The organism is Qipengyuania atrilutea, assembly GCF_013370205.1.
Classification (GTDB): domain Bacteria; phylum Pseudomonadota; class Alphaproteobacteria; order Sphingomonadales; family Sphingomonadaceae; genus Actirhodobacter; species Actirhodobacter atriluteus.
On the sequence record NZ_JABWGV010000002.1, the window covers coordinates 265,139 to 283,479 of the forward strand.

At 63.4% G+C, this 18,341-nt stretch carries 20 protein-coding genes; 14 read left to right on the forward strand and 6 right to left on the reverse strand.

Annotation, left to right across the window (positions count from 1 at the left end; genetic code table 11):
- Positions 1 to 14: 14 nt before the first annotated feature.
- From HUV48_RS06295 to HUV48_RS06315, 5 genes are all read right to left on the reverse strand, one after another.
- Positions 15 to 446, reverse strand: coding sequence for an ExbD/TolR family protein (locus HUV48_RS06295; RefSeq protein WP_176266943.1), 432 nt, complete (start codon positions 444 to 446; stop codon positions 15 to 17).
- A 162-nt stretch (positions 447 to 608) separates the two neighbouring features.
- Positions 609 to 1,067, reverse strand: a complete 459-nt coding sequence (locus HUV48_RS06300) for an ExbD/TolR family protein (RefSeq protein WP_176266944.1) — start codon at positions 1,065 to 1,067, stop codon at positions 609 to 611.
- Between the two features lie 37 nt (positions 1,068 to 1,104).
- The gene (locus tag HUV48_RS06305; protein ID WP_176266945.1) at positions 1,105 to 1,635 is read right to left on the reverse strand and encodes an ExbD/TolR family protein; all 531 of its coding nucleotides are present in this window, start codon (positions 1,633 to 1,635) and stop codon (positions 1,105 to 1,107) included.
- A gap of 90 nt (positions 1,636 to 1,725) precedes the next feature.
- Entirely contained in the window at positions 1,726 to 2,571 is an 846-nt protein-coding gene (locus HUV48_RS06310; RefSeq protein ID WP_176266946.1) for a MotA/TolQ/ExbB proton channel family protein, read from the reverse strand.
- A gap of 50 nt (positions 2,572 to 2,621) precedes the next feature.
- Positions 2,622 to 3,323 carry a TonB family protein gene (locus HUV48_RS06315; protein WP_176266947.1) on the reverse strand — a complete coding sequence of 234 codons (702 nt, stop codon included), beginning with the start codon at positions 3,321 to 3,323 and terminating at the stop codon, positions 2,622 to 2,624.
- Between the two features lie 346 nt (positions 3,324 to 3,669).
- Here HUV48_RS06315 and HUV48_RS06320 point away from each other — a divergent pair, with 346 nt between their 5' ends.
- Both HUV48_RS06320 and HUV48_RS06325 read left to right on the forward strand, forming a co-directional pair.
- Complete coding sequence (locus tag HUV48_RS06320; RefSeq protein WP_217906710.1) at positions 3,670 to 4,542, forward strand: hypothetical protein; 873 nt, start codon at positions 3,670 to 3,672, stop codon at positions 4,540 to 4,542.
- 126 nt (positions 4,543 to 4,668) lie between these two features.
- Positions 4,669 to 6,012, forward strand: coding sequence for a homoserine dehydrogenase (locus HUV48_RS06325; protein ID WP_176266948.1), 1,344 nt, complete (start codon positions 4,669 to 4,671; stop codon positions 6,010 to 6,012).
- Here the strand turns inward: HUV48_RS06325 and HUV48_RS06330 are convergent.
- A complete protein-coding gene (locus tag HUV48_RS06330) occupies positions 5,972 to 6,532 on the reverse strand; it encodes a hypothetical protein (RefSeq protein ID WP_176266949.1) in 561 nt (186 codons plus the stop codon). The two genes, HUV48_RS06325 and HUV48_RS06330, sit on opposite strands and share 41 nt — an antisense overlap.
- A 67-nt stretch (positions 6,533 to 6,599) precedes the next feature.
- On the opposite strand from HUV48_RS06330, the gene glpX reads away from it, so the two are divergent.
- The 12 genes from glpX to HUV48_RS06390 all read left to right on the forward strand — a co-directional run bounded on the left by glpX (position 6,600) and on the right by HUV48_RS06390 (position 18,327).
- A complete protein-coding gene (gene glpX / locus HUV48_RS06335) occupies positions 6,600 to 7,598 on the forward strand; it encodes a class II fructose-bisphosphatase (protein WP_176266950.1) in 999 nt (332 codons plus the stop codon).
- A gap of 120 nt (positions 7,599 to 7,718) precedes the next feature.
- On the forward strand, positions 7,719 to 8,654 hold the full coding sequence (locus HUV48_RS06340) for a ribose-phosphate pyrophosphokinase (protein ID WP_176266951.1): 936 nt from the start codon (positions 7,719 to 7,721) through the stop codon (positions 8,652 to 8,654).
- Positions 8,655 to 8,696: 42 nt separating this feature from the next.
- The gene (gene hisN, locus HUV48_RS06345; RefSeq protein ID WP_176266952.1) at positions 8,697 to 9,548 is read left to right on the forward strand and encodes a histidinol-phosphatase; all 852 of its coding nucleotides are present in this window, start codon (positions 8,697 to 8,699) and stop codon (positions 9,546 to 9,548) included.
- A gap of 48 nt (positions 9,549 to 9,596) precedes the next feature.
- The gene (locus HUV48_RS06350) at positions 9,597 to 10,361 is read left to right on the forward strand and encodes an SDR family oxidoreductase (RefSeq protein WP_176266953.1); all 765 of its coding nucleotides are present in this window, start codon (positions 9,597 to 9,599) and stop codon (positions 10,359 to 10,361) included.
- A gap of 157 nt (positions 10,362 to 10,518) precedes the next feature.
- Positions 10,519 to 10,722: a 50S ribosomal protein L35 gene (gene rpmI / locus HUV48_RS06355; RefSeq protein WP_176266954.1), complete on the forward strand. Its 204-nt coding sequence runs from the start codon at positions 10,519 to 10,521 to the stop codon at positions 10,720 to 10,722.
- Between the two features lie 41 nt (positions 10,723 to 10,763).
- Positions 10,764 to 11,123: a 50S ribosomal protein L20 gene (gene rplT, locus HUV48_RS06360; protein WP_176266955.1), complete on the forward strand. Its 360-nt coding sequence runs from the start codon at positions 10,764 to 10,766 to the stop codon at positions 11,121 to 11,123.
- 81 nt (positions 11,124 to 11,204) lie between these two features.
- Positions 11,205 to 12,308, forward strand: a complete 1,104-nt coding sequence (gene pheS, locus HUV48_RS06365; protein ID WP_176266956.1) for a phenylalanine--tRNA ligase subunit alpha — start codon at positions 11,205 to 11,207, stop codon at positions 12,306 to 12,308.
- A complete protein-coding gene (gene pheT / locus HUV48_RS06370; protein WP_176266957.1) occupies positions 12,305 to 14,701 on the forward strand; it encodes a phenylalanine--tRNA ligase subunit beta in 2,397 nt (798 codons plus the stop codon). The genes pheS and pheT overlap by 4 nt, the downstream gene beginning before the upstream one ends.
- Positions 14,698 to 15,447 (forward strand): SDR family NAD(P)-dependent oxidoreductase, encoded by a 750-nt coding sequence (locus tag HUV48_RS06375; RefSeq protein WP_176266958.1) that lies wholly within the window; start codon positions 14,698 to 14,700, stop codon positions 15,445 to 15,447. The genes pheT and HUV48_RS06375 overlap by 4 nt, the downstream gene beginning before the upstream one ends.
- Positions 15,448 to 15,457: 10 nt before the next feature.
- Positions 15,458 to 17,005 carry a peptide chain release factor 3 gene (locus tag HUV48_RS06380; protein ID WP_176266959.1) on the forward strand — a complete coding sequence of 516 codons (1,548 nt, stop codon included), beginning with the start codon at positions 15,458 to 15,460 and terminating at the stop codon, positions 17,003 to 17,005.
- A gap of 37 nt (positions 17,006 to 17,042) precedes the next feature.
- A complete protein-coding gene (locus HUV48_RS06385) occupies positions 17,043 to 17,615 on the forward strand; it encodes a pyridoxamine 5'-phosphate oxidase family protein (RefSeq protein WP_176266960.1) in 573 nt (190 codons plus the stop codon).
- Positions 17,616 to 17,628: 13 nt separating this feature from the next.
- A complete protein-coding gene (locus HUV48_RS06390; protein ID WP_176266961.1) occupies positions 17,629 to 18,327 on the forward strand; it encodes an endonuclease/exonuclease/phosphatase family protein in 699 nt (232 codons plus the stop codon).
- Positions 18,328 to 18,341: the final 14 nt, after the last annotated feature.

An 18,341-nucleotide genomic window follows, 5' to 3' on the forward strand; every position in this document is an offset into this window, starting at 1 on the left:
GCGCGCCGCCAGACCTAGCTGCTGCCGAAGCTGCGATACTTTTGGTTGCCCACGATGCCGAATTTGGTGACGCCACTGCGCTTGATGACGTCGAGCGCGCGTACCGCGGCGTCGTAGCTTGCGAGCGCCGCCGGCTCGAACTGCAGTTCAGGTTCAACGGCGAGTGCGCGAGTCTGCGCAAGTCCGAGTGCCAATTCTTCATTCGTTATCGGCTGTCCATTCCAGAACAACTGGTCGGCGGCATTGATACTGACGAGGTTCTTCAGCGGGTTCGGAGGCGGCGGGGTGCAGTCGTTGCACTGCGGCAAATCGATATCGGTCGAGTGGGTGGCGACCGGTATGGTGATGATGAACATCACGAGGAGGACCAGCAGAACGTCGATCAGCGGCGTGGTGTTGAGATCGGAGAGCGGTGCGGACGAAGCGGCGACAGATGACTGCGACATGGAATGCTCCTCTCGATTGAAGATGTAATAACATCACGTGCCCGAGAATATGTCAAGCTGAGGGGAGTGTTGAACTGCTCGTCGCGGTCAGCGTGCTCATCCGCCGGATACAAAAAGGGACGGATCGCTCCGCCCCCTTCTTCGTCAGATTTGTAAGTTCTTTTAGCCGCCGGTCGGGTTGGCCGGACCGCCGGTACCGAAGCTGCGGTACTTCTCGTTCCCGACGAAGCCGAACTTGGTCACGCCGGAGCCCTTGATGATATTCAGGACGCGGATCGACTTGTCGTAACTGGCGCGTGCCTCCGGCTCGAACTGAAGTTCGGGTTCCGGATTGATGCTCGTCGTCAATTGCAGATTGCGAAGCAATTCGCCCTCGTCGATCGTGTCGCCGTTCCAGAAGATTTCGTCCTGCGGGGACAGGACGACCTTGTTCTTGACCGGATCGATTAATTCTTCCGGTGGGTTGGGATTGGGCTGCGGCAGATCGATGTTCACCGCATGGGTCGCCACCGGGATGGTGATGATGAACATGATGAGCAGAACGAGCATGACGTCGATAAGCGGCGTCGTGTTCATTTCCATCATCGGCGATCCATCGTCCTTGCCGCCTGACATTGCCATGATTGTAACTCCTGAAAGTGTCTTTGCTTATCGCAGCTTAATTCGGATCGACCGGGTTCGAGATGAAACCGACCGTCGGATAGCCCGCCGTCTGCACATTGAAGATGGCCCCGGCGATGCACTGCCACGGTGCGTTTTCATCACCCCGAATATGAACCTGGGGAATCAGGTCGGGCTCTTGCATGATGGCTTCGGCACCGCCTGCGCGTGTGACGATCGCATCGAGCCGTTCGAACGAGCGGTCGTAAAGCTCTTCGGACGTGACCGGAGTGATGTTGTTGAAATACACCCGGCACTCGCCGGTCCGCGACGCGCCTTGATAGCCCGGTTCACCGGCACTCAGGCCAGCTTCGTCGGTCGTGCTGACGGTAAGCAGCAGGTTCTCGACCTTATCCTTCGATTCGACGGTTTCCAGGATGGGAATTTCCAACTGGTCGATCGTCTGGATCGCGACCGGGACCGCGATGAGGAAGATGATGAGAAGCACGAGCATCACGTCCACCAGCGGGGTGGTGTTGATGTCCGACATTGGGGTTTCAGCGCCCCCGCCTCCGGTAGAAATTGCCATTATTAGGTCCTGTCCGGCTTCATCGTGTCAGTTCGTCTAGTGCCCGGCCGAGGCGTAAGTACCCCGGCCGGCATCCGCTTGCCGTAGCGCTTAGCGCTTCGGCGTCGTGGTAGTGGTCGTGGTCGTACCGCCAGTCGTCGTGGTGGTCGAACCGGTCTTCGTTGCAGTCGCGCTCGATGCCGGAGCCGTACGAGCAGCCTTGCCGGCCTGCTGTGTTGACGTTGCCGTCATGGTGTTCGGACGAACCGCACCCTTGGAATTGATGTTCGCAAGAATGTCGGTCGAGAAACCGCTGAGCAGTTCGGCGATCCGCTTGTTGCGGCTCTGCAGCCAGTTGTAGGCCAGCACGGCAGGCACAGCAACGAGCAGACCGATCGCGGTCATGATCAGTGCTTCACCAACCGGACCTGCGACCTTGTCGATCGAAGCCGAACCGGCGATGCCGATGTTGATGAGTGCGCGGTAGATACCGATCACCGTACCGAGCAGGCCAACGAACGGGGCCGTTGCACCAACCGATGCGAGGAACGGCAGGCCGCCTGCAAGCTTCGAGTTGATCGAGGCTTCGCTGCGGGCGAGCGAGCCGTGCATCCAGTCGTGCGCTTCCATGCTGTCGGTCATCTTGCCGTGCTGGTCTTCAGCGGCAATCGCATCGTCGACGATCTGGCGCCATGCGCTGTCCTTGTCCAGTTTCGTCGCGCCTTCCTTGATGGAATTGGTGCGCCAGAAGCTGGTGCGGACGTTCTTGTACTGGTTGAAGACCTTCTGCTGTTCGATCCACTTGGTGATGAGGATGTAGAACGATCCGACGGACATGATGACCAGAACGGCAAGAATGGACCAGGCGATCGGGCCGCCCTCTTCCATTGCCTGGACGAAGCCGAACGCGTTTTCGGGCGCCTCCGGGGCAGCAGTGGCAATGAGATTGATGAACATGAACGATTCCTTTGTGAGAATAAGTTTTCAAATACGTGATGTCGTGCCGGTCATTCCGGAAGCACGTAACGGATGGCCTCGGTAAGCGTACTCGAAATTGCGTTACCTGCTGGGTTAAGCGCCGGATTGTAGCGTCCATAGCGTTGCATCACGCGGCAGGCCGCATCGTCGAGCGCGCTCGATCCGGACGAACCGACGACTGAACAAGCCGAAACACGTCCGTTAGCTCCAACTGTGATCCGCATCCGAACGGTCCCTTCCTCTTCGCGGCGCAAAGCCGCCGTCGGATAATCGTTCTGGAACTGTGCGCCCCAACGCTGGAAGTTGTCGCGCGACGCTGCACGAGCCTGCGAGGGCGGCGGCGGCGGGGGAGGCGGTGCGGGCGGGGGAGCCGGCGGCGCTGGTGGAGCAGGCGGCGGGATCCGAAATGCCGGCGGTGCGGGCGGCGGAATCGTTGTCTGCGTCCGAATAGGCGGAGGGTTGGTCGCCACATTGACAGGTGGCGGCGGAGCGACCGGCGGGGGAGGCGAAGTCGGGGTCTCCGGCTGCGGCTCCGGGGGCGGGGGCTCTTCCTCGGGTTCGGGGGGCGGTGGTTCGTCCACGTCGACGGTGGTCACACGCTCTACGACCTTCTTGGCGGCTTCGAAAGCCAGGCCGGTGACGAGCGTGTAACCGATGACGACATGGATGATCGCAACTATGATGAGCGCAATAATGCGGTTCGAGCTCATCTGTTGGTCTGCATAGGCCATTCGGTCGGATCACTCCATTTACTGCTGCCGGACCCGGTCCAGCGAACTATCCGCGGATAGAGAGACTTTCCATAATGCCCTCGACCCGCATTTACTCAGTATTTACCAATCGGGGCGAAAAGCAAGACGGACCGCGTCCGCCGAAGTTCCTTCGCTCCGATAGCTGAGCACGGGGATTTGTGTCATTATTGTGTCCCCGAGCGCTGCAAGTCTTAGCCACGATAAGCTAGGCGCGCAAATGCTTTGTCCGACTATACCCCGCCGCAATCCGCTCAAAATGGAACGAGCAGACTGCGTGCAGGTTAGTTCAGCTACGATCAATTACGCTTTGCGCAGGGGTAAAGTCATGAAATCGAACCAGCCTTCTCGCCGCGCTTTTCGTAGCGCTAACATCTTTGCTCTCGGCCTTACGCTATCCGCATCGCTAGCGGTGTGGGGAGTCCCGGTCGCGGCACAGGAAACTGCAGCGCCGCCCTCGCTGACTTATGCCGACCTCGTCGATTTGGCTGAGGATGCGCCGCTGGTGATCCGCGCCCGGATAACGGACCAGGCGCGGGTGAAAGCGGAACGTGCACCGGGCCTCGCGCCCGGATATGCACGGCTGTACCTCGAAGCGGAAACGACCGCGCTCATTTCCGGCAATGCGCCGATCGGCGAATCCCTCAAGTATCTCGTCGATGTCCCGCTGAATGCGAAGGGGAAGGCGCCTAAGCTCAAGAAGCAGGACGTTATCCTGTTCGCCCGCACCGTGCCGGGCCGCCCCGGCGAAATCCAACTGGTAGAGAAAGGCGCGCAGCTTTCCTGGAGCGAAACGCTGAGTTCGCGGCTACGGCCGATTCTTGCCGAGCTCGCGTCGGCAGACACGCCGCCGGTCGTTACCGGCGTTCGCGATGCACTATCGGTGAGGGGCAACCTCGTCGGCGAATCGGAAACGCAGTTCTTCCTCATGACGGAGAACGACATGCCGGTATCAATGACGGTTCTGCGCCGTCCGAACCAACCGGTTCGCTGGGGCGTATCGTGGACCGAACTCGTCGATCAGTCCGCCGGAACAGTACAGCCCGAGACAATTGCGTGGTACCGTCTTGCCTGTTCGCTGCCGCAGACTTTGCCGCAGGACGCGAACCTAGCCCGCGACGGCGAAGCTCGCATGCGCGCGGCGCAGGACTACGCTTATGTAATGCGCGAACTCGGAGAGTGCCGCCGAACCCGCGGCTAAGCATCGCCCAAGCGCGCGTCAGGCAAACCCGGCTTTTGGCCGGGCCAAGACAAACTGGCTCCAATGCGTCTCGCCGTCACGTTAGGGGCGTTGTCACTCTTAACGGCTGAGACGGGACCGATCGACATGGCTGACAACTCGCGCAAGGCCGCGCTGCCTCCGCTGCGGATAGCCCTTGCGGGCCTCGGCACGGTGGGAACCGGTGTTATTCGCCTGCTCGAAGCGAACGGGGCCATGGTTGCCGCCCGGGCTGGACGCGACATGCGAATCGTGGCCGTCAGCGCCCGGGAACGCAGCCGCGACCGCGGGATCGATCTGTCGCGCTACGACTGGCACGACGATATGACCGAAATGCCCGCGCGCGAGGACGTGGACGCTGTGGTGGAACTCGTTGGCGGGTCCGATGGCCCCGCCTTGACCCTTGCTCGCCGTACGCTCGGCGCTGGCAAATCGCTCGTTACCGCGAACAAGGCCATGGTCGCACATCACGGTCTCGACCTGGCCGAACTCGCTGCTCAGAACGGGGCTGCGCTGAAATTCGAGGCTGCGGTGGCCGGGGGCATTCCGGTCGTCAAAGGCCTGCGCGAAGGCGCTGCAGCGAATGCGATCGAGCAGATCTACGGCATCCTCAACGGCACGAGCAATTTCATCCTCTCGGCGATGGAGGACACCGGCGCCGATTTCGACGAAATGCTGGCGAGCGCGCAAGAACGCGGCTTTGCCGAAGCCGACCCGACCTTCGACATCGAGGGCGTGGATGCGGCGCACAAACTGGCAATTCTGGCTGCGATCGCGTTCGGGTGCCGGATCGATTTCGCCTCCGTCGAAACGCAGGGCATATCTCGGGTGCGCGCAGCCGACATCCGGCAAGCCGCAACGCTCGGCTTCGCGATCCGCCTGATCGGCATGGCCGATACCGAAGAGCAGGAAGGCATGACCAAGCTGCTTCAGCGCGTGCGCCCGTGCCTCGTTCCCAAGGACCATCCGCTCGCGGCGGTCGACGGGCCGACCAATGCGGTCGTGACCGAAGGCAATTTCTCCGGGCGCCTTCTGTTCCAAGGCGCCGGTGCAGGGGACGGTCCTACGGCGAGCGCGGTGGTAGCGGACCTGATCGACCTTGCACGCGGCGAGGCGGGCGGAGAAACAAGTGCGCCGTTCTCGGTTCCGGTCGCCGATCTTAAAGCGATGCCGCCAGCCGATCCGAGCGGACGGAAGGGGCGGACCTACCTCCGCTTCACCGTCTACGACCGCCCCGGCGTGCTTGCGGAAATTACCGCGGCCATGCGCGATGCGGAGGTGTCGATCGAAAGCCTTATCCAGGAAGGGCGCTCAGACGATGGCAGCGAAGTGCTCGTCGCGATGGTCACGCACGAAGGTCCGGAGGGCTGCGTGACGAAGGCGATCGAGCTGCTCGCCGATGCCGAAGGTCTTACTGCTCCGCCTCTGGTGATGCCGATCCTTCAGGCGTAGCTGCGCTGTTTTCCGGCCGGACCGGCGCTACGTCGCGTCCGAGCGGCGGCAGACCGCGCGCAATCCGGTCCGCATCCGAACCCGGCGGAGCATCGGGTAGCGTGTCGAAATCGATGATGTAGGCGGGCGGCGGCACGCTGCCGACCCGCACGCATCCTGCCGGCCAGCCCTGATCGTGACAGTCGGAAATAAAGTCCGGCGTTTTTGGATTGCCCTCGTTCATCGTCTCCTCGGCGTAGCGTTTGGTCGCTTCGCTCGGCGTTACCAGCCGGTACTCGGACTGGTCGCCCAATCGGCGACAAACGATGATCTCGCCGGTGATGGTCGCGGCATCCTGCTCCACCCGGCACTCTTCGTTCGGCGGTGGAGGACCGTAGGCGTCGCGCGCCTCGTCGATCGCCTGCTCGGCCGTATTGGCGGCGGGCGGCGGTGTTTCCTGCGCGCCGAGCGGTGCCGACGCAAAAACAGTCAGTGCCATTGCGGGAAGCAGGCGGATGCGAGTTGCGGCACTGCTCGACATTCACTCTTCCCCCGTTTACCGCCCACCGGCAATCAACCAGCATCGCTACTTCGGGACTGAATTCATTATGAATGCTTCAAAAAATGCGAGCGACAATCCGCTCGACCGTGTGCTCGTTCTGGAGATGGTCCGCGTGACCGAAGCTGCCGCGGTTGCCGCCTCCAAACTCATCGGGCGCGGCGACGAGAAAGCGGCCGACGCCGCCGCTGTCGAAGCGATGCGCGAGGCGTTCGACACGCTCTATATGGACGGCACGGTGGTAATCGGCGAAGGCGAACGCGACGAAGCTCCGATGCTTTATATCGGCGAGAAGGTCGGCGGCGCACCGGGCCGGGGCCCCAAGATCGACATCGCGCTCGACCCGCTCGAAGGTACGACCATTACCGCGAAAGCCGGACCCAATGCTCTGGCGGTGTTGGCAGCGGCGGAGGAAGGCTGCCTGCTCAACGCGCCCGATGTCTACATGGACAAGCTGGCGGTGGGGCCGGGCTATCCTGAAGGCGTCATCGACCTCGCCAAATCGCCGACCGAGAACGTGAAGTCGGTCGCGGCGGCCAAGGGCGTCGAGCCGCACGAGATCATCGTCTGCGTTCTCGATCGGCCGCGTCATAGCGACCTCATCGCGGAACTGCGCGGCATCGGCTGCGGCGTGGTACTGATCGGCGACGGCGATGTCGCGGGCGTGATCGCGACGACCGACGAAGATACCACGATCGACATGTATATGGGACAGGGCGGCGCGCCGGAAGGCGTATTGGCGGCAGCGGCGTTGCGCTGTGTCGGCGGCCAGTTCAACGGCCGGCTGCTGTTCCGCAACGAAGACGAGAAGGCCCGTGCGAGAAAATGGGGTATCGAGGACCTCGACCGCATTTACAAGCTGAATGATCTGGCGAAGGGCGACTGCATCTTCGCCGCGACCGGCGTTACCGACGGCTCCCTGCTGCAAGGCGTCAAGCGCCTACGCGGCGGCAGGATGACGACCGAAAGCGTGGTCATGCGCGCCTCGTCCGGCACGGTTCGCTGGATCAAGGGCGAGCACCGCGGAACCCCCACGCTCACGAGCTGAAGGGATGCCTAACGCGCGCGCTGTCCACGGCTAGGCAAGTAGAGGTCGTTGCGGGAGAGCGGGTGCGGCGATAGGCACTTTTCCTCCGCCGCATCGAAGACAACAGGATTCTCCCTCAGCATGAAGATCATGGCCGCCAATTCGAACCTCCCGCTGGCACGCGCCATCGCGGGCTATCTCGAAATGCCGCTGTGCGATGCGAGCGTGCGCCGGTTCGCGGACGAGGAAATCTTCGTCGAAATCCACGAGAACGTGCGCGGCGAGGATGTATTCGTCGTCCAGTCGACGAGCTTTCCGGCGAACGACAACCTGATGGAACTGCTGATCTGCATCGATGCGCTGCGCCGCGCTTCGGCCCGACGGATCACGGCGGTCGTGCCCTATTTCGGCTATGCGCGGCAGGACCGGAAGCCCGGTCCGCGCACGCCGATCAGTGCGAAGCTGGTCGCCAATCTCATCACGCAGGCCGGTGCCGACCGCGTGCTGTCTGTCGATTTGCACGCAGGACAGATCCAGGGCTTCTTCGATATTCCGACCGACAACCTTTACGCCGCGCCTGTAATGGCTGCGGACATTCAGGCGCGCTACGGCGATCAAGATCTGATGGTCGTCAGCCCCGACGTCGGCGGCGTGGTCCGCGCCCGGGCTCTGGCGAAGCGGCTCGACAATGCGCCGCTCGCCATCGTCGACAAGCGCCGCGACCGGCCGGGCGAATCGGAAGTGATGAACATCATCGGCGACGTTTCGGGGCGGCACTGCATCCTGATCGACGACATCATCGATTCGGGCGGCACGCTATGCAACGCAGCGCAGGCGCTGCTCGACAGCGGCGCGGCGAGCGTTGCCGCCTATATCACCCACGGCGTGTTATCAGGTGGAGCGGTCGCGCGCGTGGACAAGAGCGCGCTCAAGGAACTGGTCATTACCGATACGATCCGTCCGACAGACGATTCGGTTGATTCGCAGCAGATCCGCATTCTCACCATCGCGCCGCTGATCGGCGAGGCCGTGCGCCGCATCGCCGACGAATCGAGCGTTTCCAGCCTGTTCGACTGAGCGCGGCTTGACCCTGCCCCGCGCGCCAGCGATGGCAGGTGCATGAGTATTGTCGACGACGTCCGCCTCGCGGGCCGCCTTGCCGACGCGGCGGGCGAAGCCATCCGCCCGCTGTTCCGCTCCGACTTCGCGGAGGAAGCGAAGGCCGACGCTTCTCCCGTGACCGAAGCCGACCGCGCAGCCGAAGCCGTAATGCGCGCGATCATAGAGGCCGAAAGACCAGACGATGGTATCGTCGGCGAGGAATACGGCACGCGCAAGGAAGGCGCGAGCCGGACCTGGGTGCTCGATCCGATCGACGGTACGATCAGCTTCATCGCGGGAAGGCCGATCTTCGGCACGCTGATCGCGCTTCTGCAGGATGGTTTCCCGGTTCTGGGCATCATCGACCAGCCGATTGCAGGTGAGCGCTGGGTCGGGCGCATCGGGGAAGGCACGACGCTGAACGGCAAACCGGTAAAAACGCGCGCCTGCCGTTCGCTCGAAGATGCGACGCTTGCCACCAGCAGCCCGCATTACTTCGATGCCGAGCAGGCCGATGCCTATATGTCGCTTGCGCAGAAGATCGCAGGCGACAAGCGGCAGGGCATGATCGTTTACGGGGGTGACTGCTACAATTACGGCCTGCTTGCAGCCGGACATATCGACATTGTGTGCGAGGCCGGGCTCGAACTTTTCGATTTCGCCGCGCTGGTGCCCGTGGTCGAGGGCGCGGGCGGCACGATGTGTGACTGGGCGGGCGAACCGCTCCACGCGGGCAGCACAGGCGAGGTCATCGCGATGGGCGATCAGGCAAGGCTCGAAGACGTGTTGGAAGCGATGGGCCTAGGCGACGGCATCGGGTCGGGCCTCGGCGATATTCACGCGCTGCCACCGGGTCACGGACAGCTCTGACCCCGCAATTTCGCGGAAACGCCGCGCACACTGCCGCGTTCGTAAGCTATGAATAAAACGATAGTCATCACCGGCGGCGGTGCCGGTATCGGGCGCGGAACCGCCCTGCATTTCAGCGGGTTGGGCTGGCGCGTTTGCGTACTCGACAAGGACAAAGAGGCATTGGCGGAGATCGACGCCTTGTTGCCGGACGATCGCTGCCTTGCGATCACTTGCGATGTTGGCGTGGAAGAGCAGGTCACGAATGCCTTTGCCGAACTGGATGGCTGGCTGAGCGGAGCGCCGTTGACCGCACTTATCAACAACGCCGGGATCGCCGATCCCTATTGCGGGCCGCTCGAAGAACTGGCGCTGGAAGATTGGCAGGGCTGGATCGACGCGAGCCTGACTGCCGCCTTCCTATGCAGCCGTTCTGCCGTCCCGCTGCTGAGGCGCGCGGAGGGAGCGAGCATCGTCAACATATCCTCCACCCGCGCGCTGCAATCGGAGCCGGAAACCTTCGCCTATGCAGCGGCCAAGGGCGGGGTGAGCGCGCTGACTCATGCGATGGCGATCAGCCTCGGCCCGGCGGTGCGCGTCAATGCACTCCTGCCGGGGTGGATCGAGACCGGTCCATGGCAGAAGGAAAGCGAGCGGGAGGAGCCGCGCCACCGCGACATCGACTGCGAGCAGCATCCGGTCGGCCGGGTCGGCACGGTGGAGGATATCGCCGGGACGATCGCATGGCTCGTCTCGGACGCGGCGGGCTTCGTGACCGGGCAGCAGATCGCGGTCGATGGCGGGATGACGCGCAAGATGAGCTACGCGCACTGACCCGGCGCCCCAGCGTCATACGGCGCTTGCATTTCGCGGACTTCTCGCTAAATGAGCGCCCTTCACCGACACGAGCGATGCGCGCCGGTCTGGCCGATTAGGGCTGCCAGGACTGGCCGAACGTGTCTTTGACCAGACATCCGAACAGGAGACGAAAATGCCCAAGCTGAAGACCAAGAGCGGTGTGAAGAAACGCTTCAAGATCACCGCCACCGGCAAGGTCAAGCACGGGGTCGCTGGAAAGCGCCACCGCCTGATGAGCCACAATGCGAAGTATATCCGCCAGAACCGCGGCACCACCGTCCTTGCAGAGGCCGATGCCAAGACCGTGAAGAAGTGGGCGCCTTACGGGCTCGATTGAGCCGCGCCGCCTCCACACGAATTTTCTGAAAGGATACACTTATGCCTCGCATCAAACGCGGCGTCACCACGCGCCAGAAGCACAAGCGGCTACTCGACCAAGCCAAGGGCTATCGCGGTCGCCGCAAGAACACCATCCGCGTTGCGCGCCAGGCCGTCGAAAAAGCCGGCCAGTACGCATACCGCGACCGCAAGGTTAAGAAGCGCACGTTCCGCGCTCTGTGGATACAGCGCATCAATGCTGCCGTCCGCGCGGAAGGCCTTACCTACTCGCAGTTCATGCACGGCGTGAAGCTGGCCGGGATCGAGCTCGACCGGAAGGTCATGGCCGACCTCGCCATGAACGAAAGCGCGGCCTTTAGCAGCATCATCAAGCAGGCGAAGGAAGCGCTTCCCGCCTGATTGAGAAGCTGAATGAAATACGAGAAGCGCCATCCGAAAGGGTGGCGCTTTTTGTTTGTGCTTACTAAGCGAGCGACCGACATGAGCAGCGAAAACCAAAACCGCACCGAACAGGCCCTCAAGCGCCTTGAAAGCGCCCAGAGCGTCGCCGAGATCGAGGATATCCGCGTCGAGGCGCTGGGTAAGCAGGGCTGGGTCAGCCAGCTAATGAAAACGCTCGGCAAGATGAGCCCGGAAGAGCGGCAGGTCGAAGCACCCCGCATCCAGGCCATGCGGACCAGAATTGCGGACGCCGTGGCGGAGCGGAAGGCCGCTCTGGAAGAAGCGGCACTGAACGAGCGGCTCGCGTCCGAGACGCTGGACCTGACGCTGCCTGCGCAGGCGGCGCCGCGCGGGACGATCCATCCGGTCAGCCAGGTCATGGACGAACTGGCGGAGATTTTCGCGCACCTCGGCTTCGCGGTGAAGACGGGGCCGGAGATCGAGGACGACTGGCACAATTTCACCGCGCTCAACATGGCGGAAACGCACCCCGCGCGCGCGATGCACGATACATTCTATTTCCCCGATACGGATAGTGAGGGTCGGCGGATGCTCCTCCGCACGCACACCTCGCCCGTGCAGATCCGCACGATGGTCGCCGAAGGTGCGCCGGTCCGCATCATCGCGCCGGGCCGCGTCTATCGGAGCGACAGCGACGCGACGCACACGCCGATGTTCCACCAGGTCGAGGGGCTGGTGATCGACAAGGGCATTCACCTCGGCCACCTCAAATGGACGCTGGAAACCTTCCTCAAGGCGTTCTTCGAGACCGACGAGATCGTGCTGCGCCTGCGCCCGTCGTACTTCCCCTTCACCGAACCGAGCGTCGAGGTCGATGTCGGCTTCGCGGTCAAGGACGGCAAGCGCGTGCTCGGCGGCTCGGGCGATGAGGAAGGGCACGGCTGGATGGAATTGCTCGGCAGCGGCATGGTCAACCGCCGGGTGATCGAGTTCGCCGGGCTGGACCCTGACGAGTGGCAGGGCTTTGCCTGGGGCCTGGGCGTGGACCGGCTCGCGATGCTCAAATACGGGATGGACGATTTGCGCGCCTTCTTCGACGGGGACGCGCGCTGGGCGGCGCATTACGGCTTCTCGCCGTTCGACCAGCCGACCCTTTCCGCAGGCGTAGGAGCGCGGCCATGAAGTTCTCTCTCGAATGGCTGAAGGACTACCTCGACACCGAGGCGAGCGTGACCGAGATCGCTGCCAAGCTGAATGCGATCGGGCATGAGGTCGAAGGGATCGAGGACCCAGCCGAAAAGCTCGCAGGCTTTCGCGTGGCGAAGGTACTGACCGCTGAGAAGCATCCCGATGCCGACAAGCTTCAGGTGCTCAGCATCGACACGGGTGAGGGCGATCCGCTGACGGTGGTCTGCGGCGCGCCGAATGCCCGCGCAGGGATGAAGGGGGTGCTCGGTCTGCCCGGTGCGGTGGTCCCGGCGAACGGAATGGAACTTCGCAAGAGCGCCATCCGCGGGGTCGAATCGAACGGGATGATGTGCAGTGTGCGCGAGCTCGAACTGGGCGACGCGCATGAGGGGATCATCGAACTCCCCGACGATGCGCCGGTCGGCGAATCCTTTGCGCAGTACCAGGGCACGAGCCCGGTCTTCGACGTGGCGATCACCCCAAACCGCCCCGACTGCATGGGCGTTATGGGCATCGCACGCGACCTAGCAGCGGCGGGGCTCGGCACGTTCAAGCCCGTCGAGGTTCCCGAGATCGGCGGCGAGGACCCGTGCCCGGTCGCGATCCGAACGGACGACCCCGAAGGGTGCCCGGCATTCTACGGGCGCGTCATCCGCGGGATCGACAACACGCGGGCATCGCCCGAATGGATGCAGCGCCGCCTGATCGCGGCGGGGCAGCGCCCGATCTCTGCCGTGGTCGATTGCACGAACTACCTGATGCTCGCCTGCGGTCGTCCGGCGCATGTCTATGATGTCGCCAAGCTCTCTGGACCCGTGACCGCGCGCCGCGCGCAGGACGGCGAGACGATGGAGGCGCTGAACGAAAAGACCTACACGCTCGATGACACCATGACCGTGATCGCGGACGATAGCGGCGTGCACGACATCGGCGGTATCATGGGCGGCGAGCATTCGGGCGCGACCGAGGCGACCACTGACGTGCTGCTCGAAATCGCCTATTTCGATCCCGAAGCGATCGGCGTGACGGGCCGCAAGCTGGGCCTCGCGTCCGATGCGCGCACCCGGTTCGAGCGCGGCGTTGACCCCGCCTTCCTCGATGATGGACTCGCGCTGCTGACCGAGCTCATCATGCAGTCCTGCGGCGGAAGCCCAAGCGAAGTCGCACGCGCGGGCTCCCCGCCGAGCGAAGCGCAGGTGATTGATTTCGATCCGGCGCTGACCCGCAATCTTGGCGGGATTGACGTGCCGGAAAGCGAGCAGCGGCGCATTCTCGAAGCGTTGGACTTCGCGGTCGCAGAGGACTGGAAGGTCACCGTCCCGCTGCGCCGTCACGACGTCGAAGGCGCTGCCGATCTGGTCGAGGAAGTCGTGCGCATTCATGGGCTCGATCAGGTCGAGAGCGTCCCGCTGCCCCGCGCTGAGGGCGTGGCGAAATCGACTGCTTCCCCGGACCAAGTGATGGAACGCAAGCTGCGCCGCGCCGCCGCTGCGCGCGGCCTCAATGAAGCGGTGACATGGTCCTTCCTGCCGCAAGGCGAAGCGGATATTTTTGCGGCTGAAGGCGAGCCGCTGTGGGTGCTCGAAAACCCGATCAGCGAAGACCTGAAAGCGATGCGGCCGTCACTCATCCCCGGCCTGCTGTCGGCGGCGAAGCGTAATGCGGACCGCGGCGCGGATGCCTCGCGCCTGTTCGAGATCGGCCGCCGCTACTTCAGCGGGAAGGACGGCGCGAGCGACGAGAAGCCGACGCTCGGCATCGTGCTTGCTGGCGAACGCAGCGAGCGCAGTTGGCAGGGCGGTAAGGCACGAGGTTTCGATGCCTACGACGCGAAGGCAGAAGCAATGGCATTGCTCGAAGCTGCCGGAGCGCCGGTCGATAATCTGATGGTGATGGGCGAAGCGGGCGAACAGTTCCATCCCGGCCAGTCCGCCACGCTGCGGCTCGGCCCGAAAAAGGTGCTGGCTCGCTTCGGCGCCCTGCATCCTGCGACGCTCAAGGCTTTCGATCTCGACGGGCCGGTCGTGGCGGTGGAGATTTTCCTCGACGCCGTTCCGGTGAAGAACGCCAGCAAGGGTTTCGCGCGGCCTGACTACACCCCGCCCGCTCTACAGCCGGTGCGGCGGGACTTCGCCTTCCTCGTCGACCAGAAACTTGCGGCGGGCGACCTGATCCGCGCGGTAAGGGGCGCGGACAAGGCGAATATTGTCGGTGCGCGCGTGTTCGACGTGTTTGCGGGGCAGGGCGTGCCCGAAGGCAAGAAATCGGTAGCGGTGGAAGTCGTCCTGCAACCGGGCGAGAAGAGCTATACCGATCAGGACCTGAAAGCGATTTCGGACAAGGTGGTCGCAGCTGCGGCCAAGCAAGGAGCGGAGCTTCGCGGATGAAAACGGCATTTGTAACAGGCGCTACGGCGGGCATCGGCGAGGCGGCAGTGCGCGCGCTGGTCGCAAACGGCTGGCGCTGCGTGGCAACGGGGCGGCGCAAGGAACGCCTCGATGCGCTGGTGTCCGAGCTTGGCGCGGACAAGGTGCACCCGGCGGTGTTCGACGTCCGCGACGAAGCGGCGATGGACGAGGCGCTTGCCAACTTGCCTGCGGACTTCGCTGACATCGACCTGCTGGTGAACAACGCCGGGCTCGCGCAGGGACTTTCGCCCGCGCAGGAAGCCGATCTTGCCGACTGGCAGACCATGATCGACACGAACATCACGGCGATGGTGAAACTGACCCGCAAGCTTCTGCCCGCTCTGATCGAGCGCAAGGGCGCGATCATCGCGATCGGCTCGGTCGCGGGCAATTACGTCTATCCGGGCGGCAACGTCTATGCCGGGTCGAAGGCGTTCGCGAACCACTTCACGCTTGCCTTGCGTGCCGATCTGCACGGAACGGGCGTGCGCGTCACCAGCATCGAGCCGGGCATGGTCGAGACCGAGTTCACGGTGGTGCGCACTGGCAGCCAGAAGGCGTCCGATGACCTCTACGCCGGGGTCAATCCGATGACGGGAGAGGACATCGCCAGCACCATCCTGTGGGTGGCCGAACTGCCACCGCACCTCAACATCAACCGGATCGAGCTGATGCCGGTCAACCAGGACTTCGCCGGTTTCGCCATCGCGCGCGGCGAGCAGTAATCGCCAGCCCATGACCTCCAGTTCCACCAACTCGCGGCGCACCTTCGCGATCATCTCGCACCCCGACGCCGGCAAGACCACGCTGACCGAGAAGCTGCTGCTTCAGGGCGGAGCGATCCATCTTGCCGGTGAGGTCAAAGCGCGGGGGCAGGCGCGGCGGGCGCGCAGCGACTGGATGAAGATCGAGCAGCAGCGCGGGATCTCGGTCACCTCCAGCGTGATGACTTTCGAGAAGGCGTATGACGGAGAAACGATCACCTTCAACCTGCTCGACACGCCGGGGCACGAGGATTTCTCCGAAGATACCTACCGCACGCTGACCGCAGTCGATTCGGCGATCATGGTGATCGACGCGGCGAAGGGCATTGAGCCGCAGACGCGCAAGCTGTTCGAGGTGTGCCGCCTGCGCTCCGTCCCGATCATCACCTTCGTCAACAAGGTCGACCGCGAAGGGCGCCCGGTGTTCGAACTCTTGGACGAGATCGCCGACATGCTCGCGCTCGACGTTAGCCCGCAGATGTATCCGGTGGGCATGGGCGGCCAGTTCGAAGGCGTGCTCGACTACGCGACCGGTACAGTGGCGCGGCCCGAAGGCGGCTCGAAGGAATTTCTTGGAAAGCGCGATGCCGACCCGGCCATGCCCGAACAGTTCGCCGAAGAGGCTGAGCTTGCGCGCATGGGCTATCCCGAATTCGATCTCGAGGCCTACCGCAACGGCGACCTGACGCCGGTCTATTTCGGCAGCGCGCTCAAGAACTTCGGGGTGGAAGAACTGATCGACGCGATCGCGCGCCATGCGCCTCCTCCGAGACCTCAGCCCGCGGGTGAGGAACAAGTCTCGCCGACTCGCGACGAGGTCACGGGCTTCATCTTCAAAGTGCAGGCCAACATGGACCCCAACCACCGCGACCGAATCGCCTTCATGCGGCAGGTCTCGGGCACGTTCAAACGCGGCATGAAGCTGACGCCGAGCGGCTTAGGCAAGCCGATCGCGGTGCACTCGCCGATCATGTTCTTCGCGCAGGACCGCGAGATCGCCGACACGGCGGAGCCGGGCGACATCATCGGCATACCCAACCACGGAACGCTGCGGGTCGGTGATACGCTGAGCGAGAAGAACGAGGTGCGCTTTACCGGCCTGCCCGACTTCGCACCGGAAATCCTGCGCCGCGTCCAGCTGGTCGATCCGACCAAGACCAAGCAGCTGAGGAAGGCGCTGGACGATCTTTCCGAAGAAGGCGTCATCCAGGTCTTCTATCCCGAGATCGGCGGACAGTGGATCGTTGGCGTGGTGGGACAGCTGCAGCTCGAAGTACTCGTTTCGCGGCTGGCGGCGGAGTACAAGGTCGATGCGAAGCTGGAACCTGCACCCTTTGCCACCGCGCGCTGGCTGTCGGGTCCGGAAAGCGCGCTTGATGATTTCGAACGCTTCAACCGCGCCAATCTTGCGAAGGACCGCGACGGCAATCTCGTCTTCATGGCGAAGAGCCCGTGGGACGTGAACTACGCGCAGGAGAAGAACACGGAGCTTACTTTCAGCGCGACCCGCGAACGGTAATCTTGCGCGGTCCGTCGCGGCAACGTAAGTTCGCGTAATGGCCGACTTTTCCGACACGCTCTCCAGCCACCACATCTCCATGATCGAGCGGCAGCCGATCTTCTTCGTGGCGACGGCGGCGGAGGGAGCGCGGATCAACCTCTCGCCCAAGGGGCTGACCGATACGTTCCGCGTGCTTTCACCGGGCCGCGTCGCATACCTGGATATCTCCGGGTCGGGCAACGAGACGCACGCGCATCTGGTAGCCGACGGACGTGTTACGCTGATGTTCTGCAATTTCCGGCAACCAGCCCTCATCCTGCGCATCTACGGCACCGGCGTTCCGGTCCTGCCACAGGACGAACGGTGGGAGGAATTTGCGCAGCACTTCACGCTGCTGCCCGGAACACGGCAAATCTTCGACATAGCGGTCGAGAACGTGCAGACGAGCTGCGGTTGGGGCGTACCGATCATGGATTACGAGCGGGAACGAGAAACACTCATCAAATACCATGCCGGCCGTGACCCGGTCGAATATGTCGAGAAGCGGAGCCGTGAGACGCGCTCCATCGACGGTTTGCCCGTCACGCCGCCAGACCGCTACATTGCTGGTGAAGCCGCGAGCAACTAGCTCTTCGAACGTCATGCAAATCACGGTCGCAACCTACAACATTCACAAGGGCGTGGGGCGCGACAAGGTCTGCGATCCAGAGCGCATCATGTCGGTCCTGAGCGAGATCGATGCCGACGTGGTCGCCTTGCAGGAAGCCGACGCGCGCTTCGGCGAACGGGCGACCATTCTGCCGCGCGCGATGCTGGGCGAGCATCACTGGCAAATCGCCAGCGTCGCCCGGCGGCAGCGCAGCATCGGCTGGCACGGCAATGCGCTGCTCGTAAAGCGCGGGATCGAGATTACCGATTGCGAAGCGCTGGAATTGCCCACGCTGGAGCCGCGCGGGGCGGTTCACGCAACGCTGACGCACGGCGGCAAGAGCTTTTGCATCACCGGCACGCATCTCGACCTGTCGGGCCTCCGGCGGCGGGCCCAGCTGAAGGAACTGCTGGCGCATCTGAAGCGGCGCGACCGGCAATGCCCTGCGCTGATCGTGGGCGATTTCAACCAGTGGGGTCTCAACAGCGGCGCGATGAAGATTTTCGCGGATAGCTGGCAGATGATCGCTCCGGGTCCGAGCTTTCCGAGCCAGCGCCCGATCGCCCGGCTCGACCGGATCATGGCGACCGAAGGGTGGTCGCTATCCCAGACCCGCGTTCACCACAGTGCCCTCGCGAGCATGGCCTCCGACCATCTCCCTGTCGTAGCGAAGCTGAAACTGCTTAATTAGATAGCAGGTGCTTA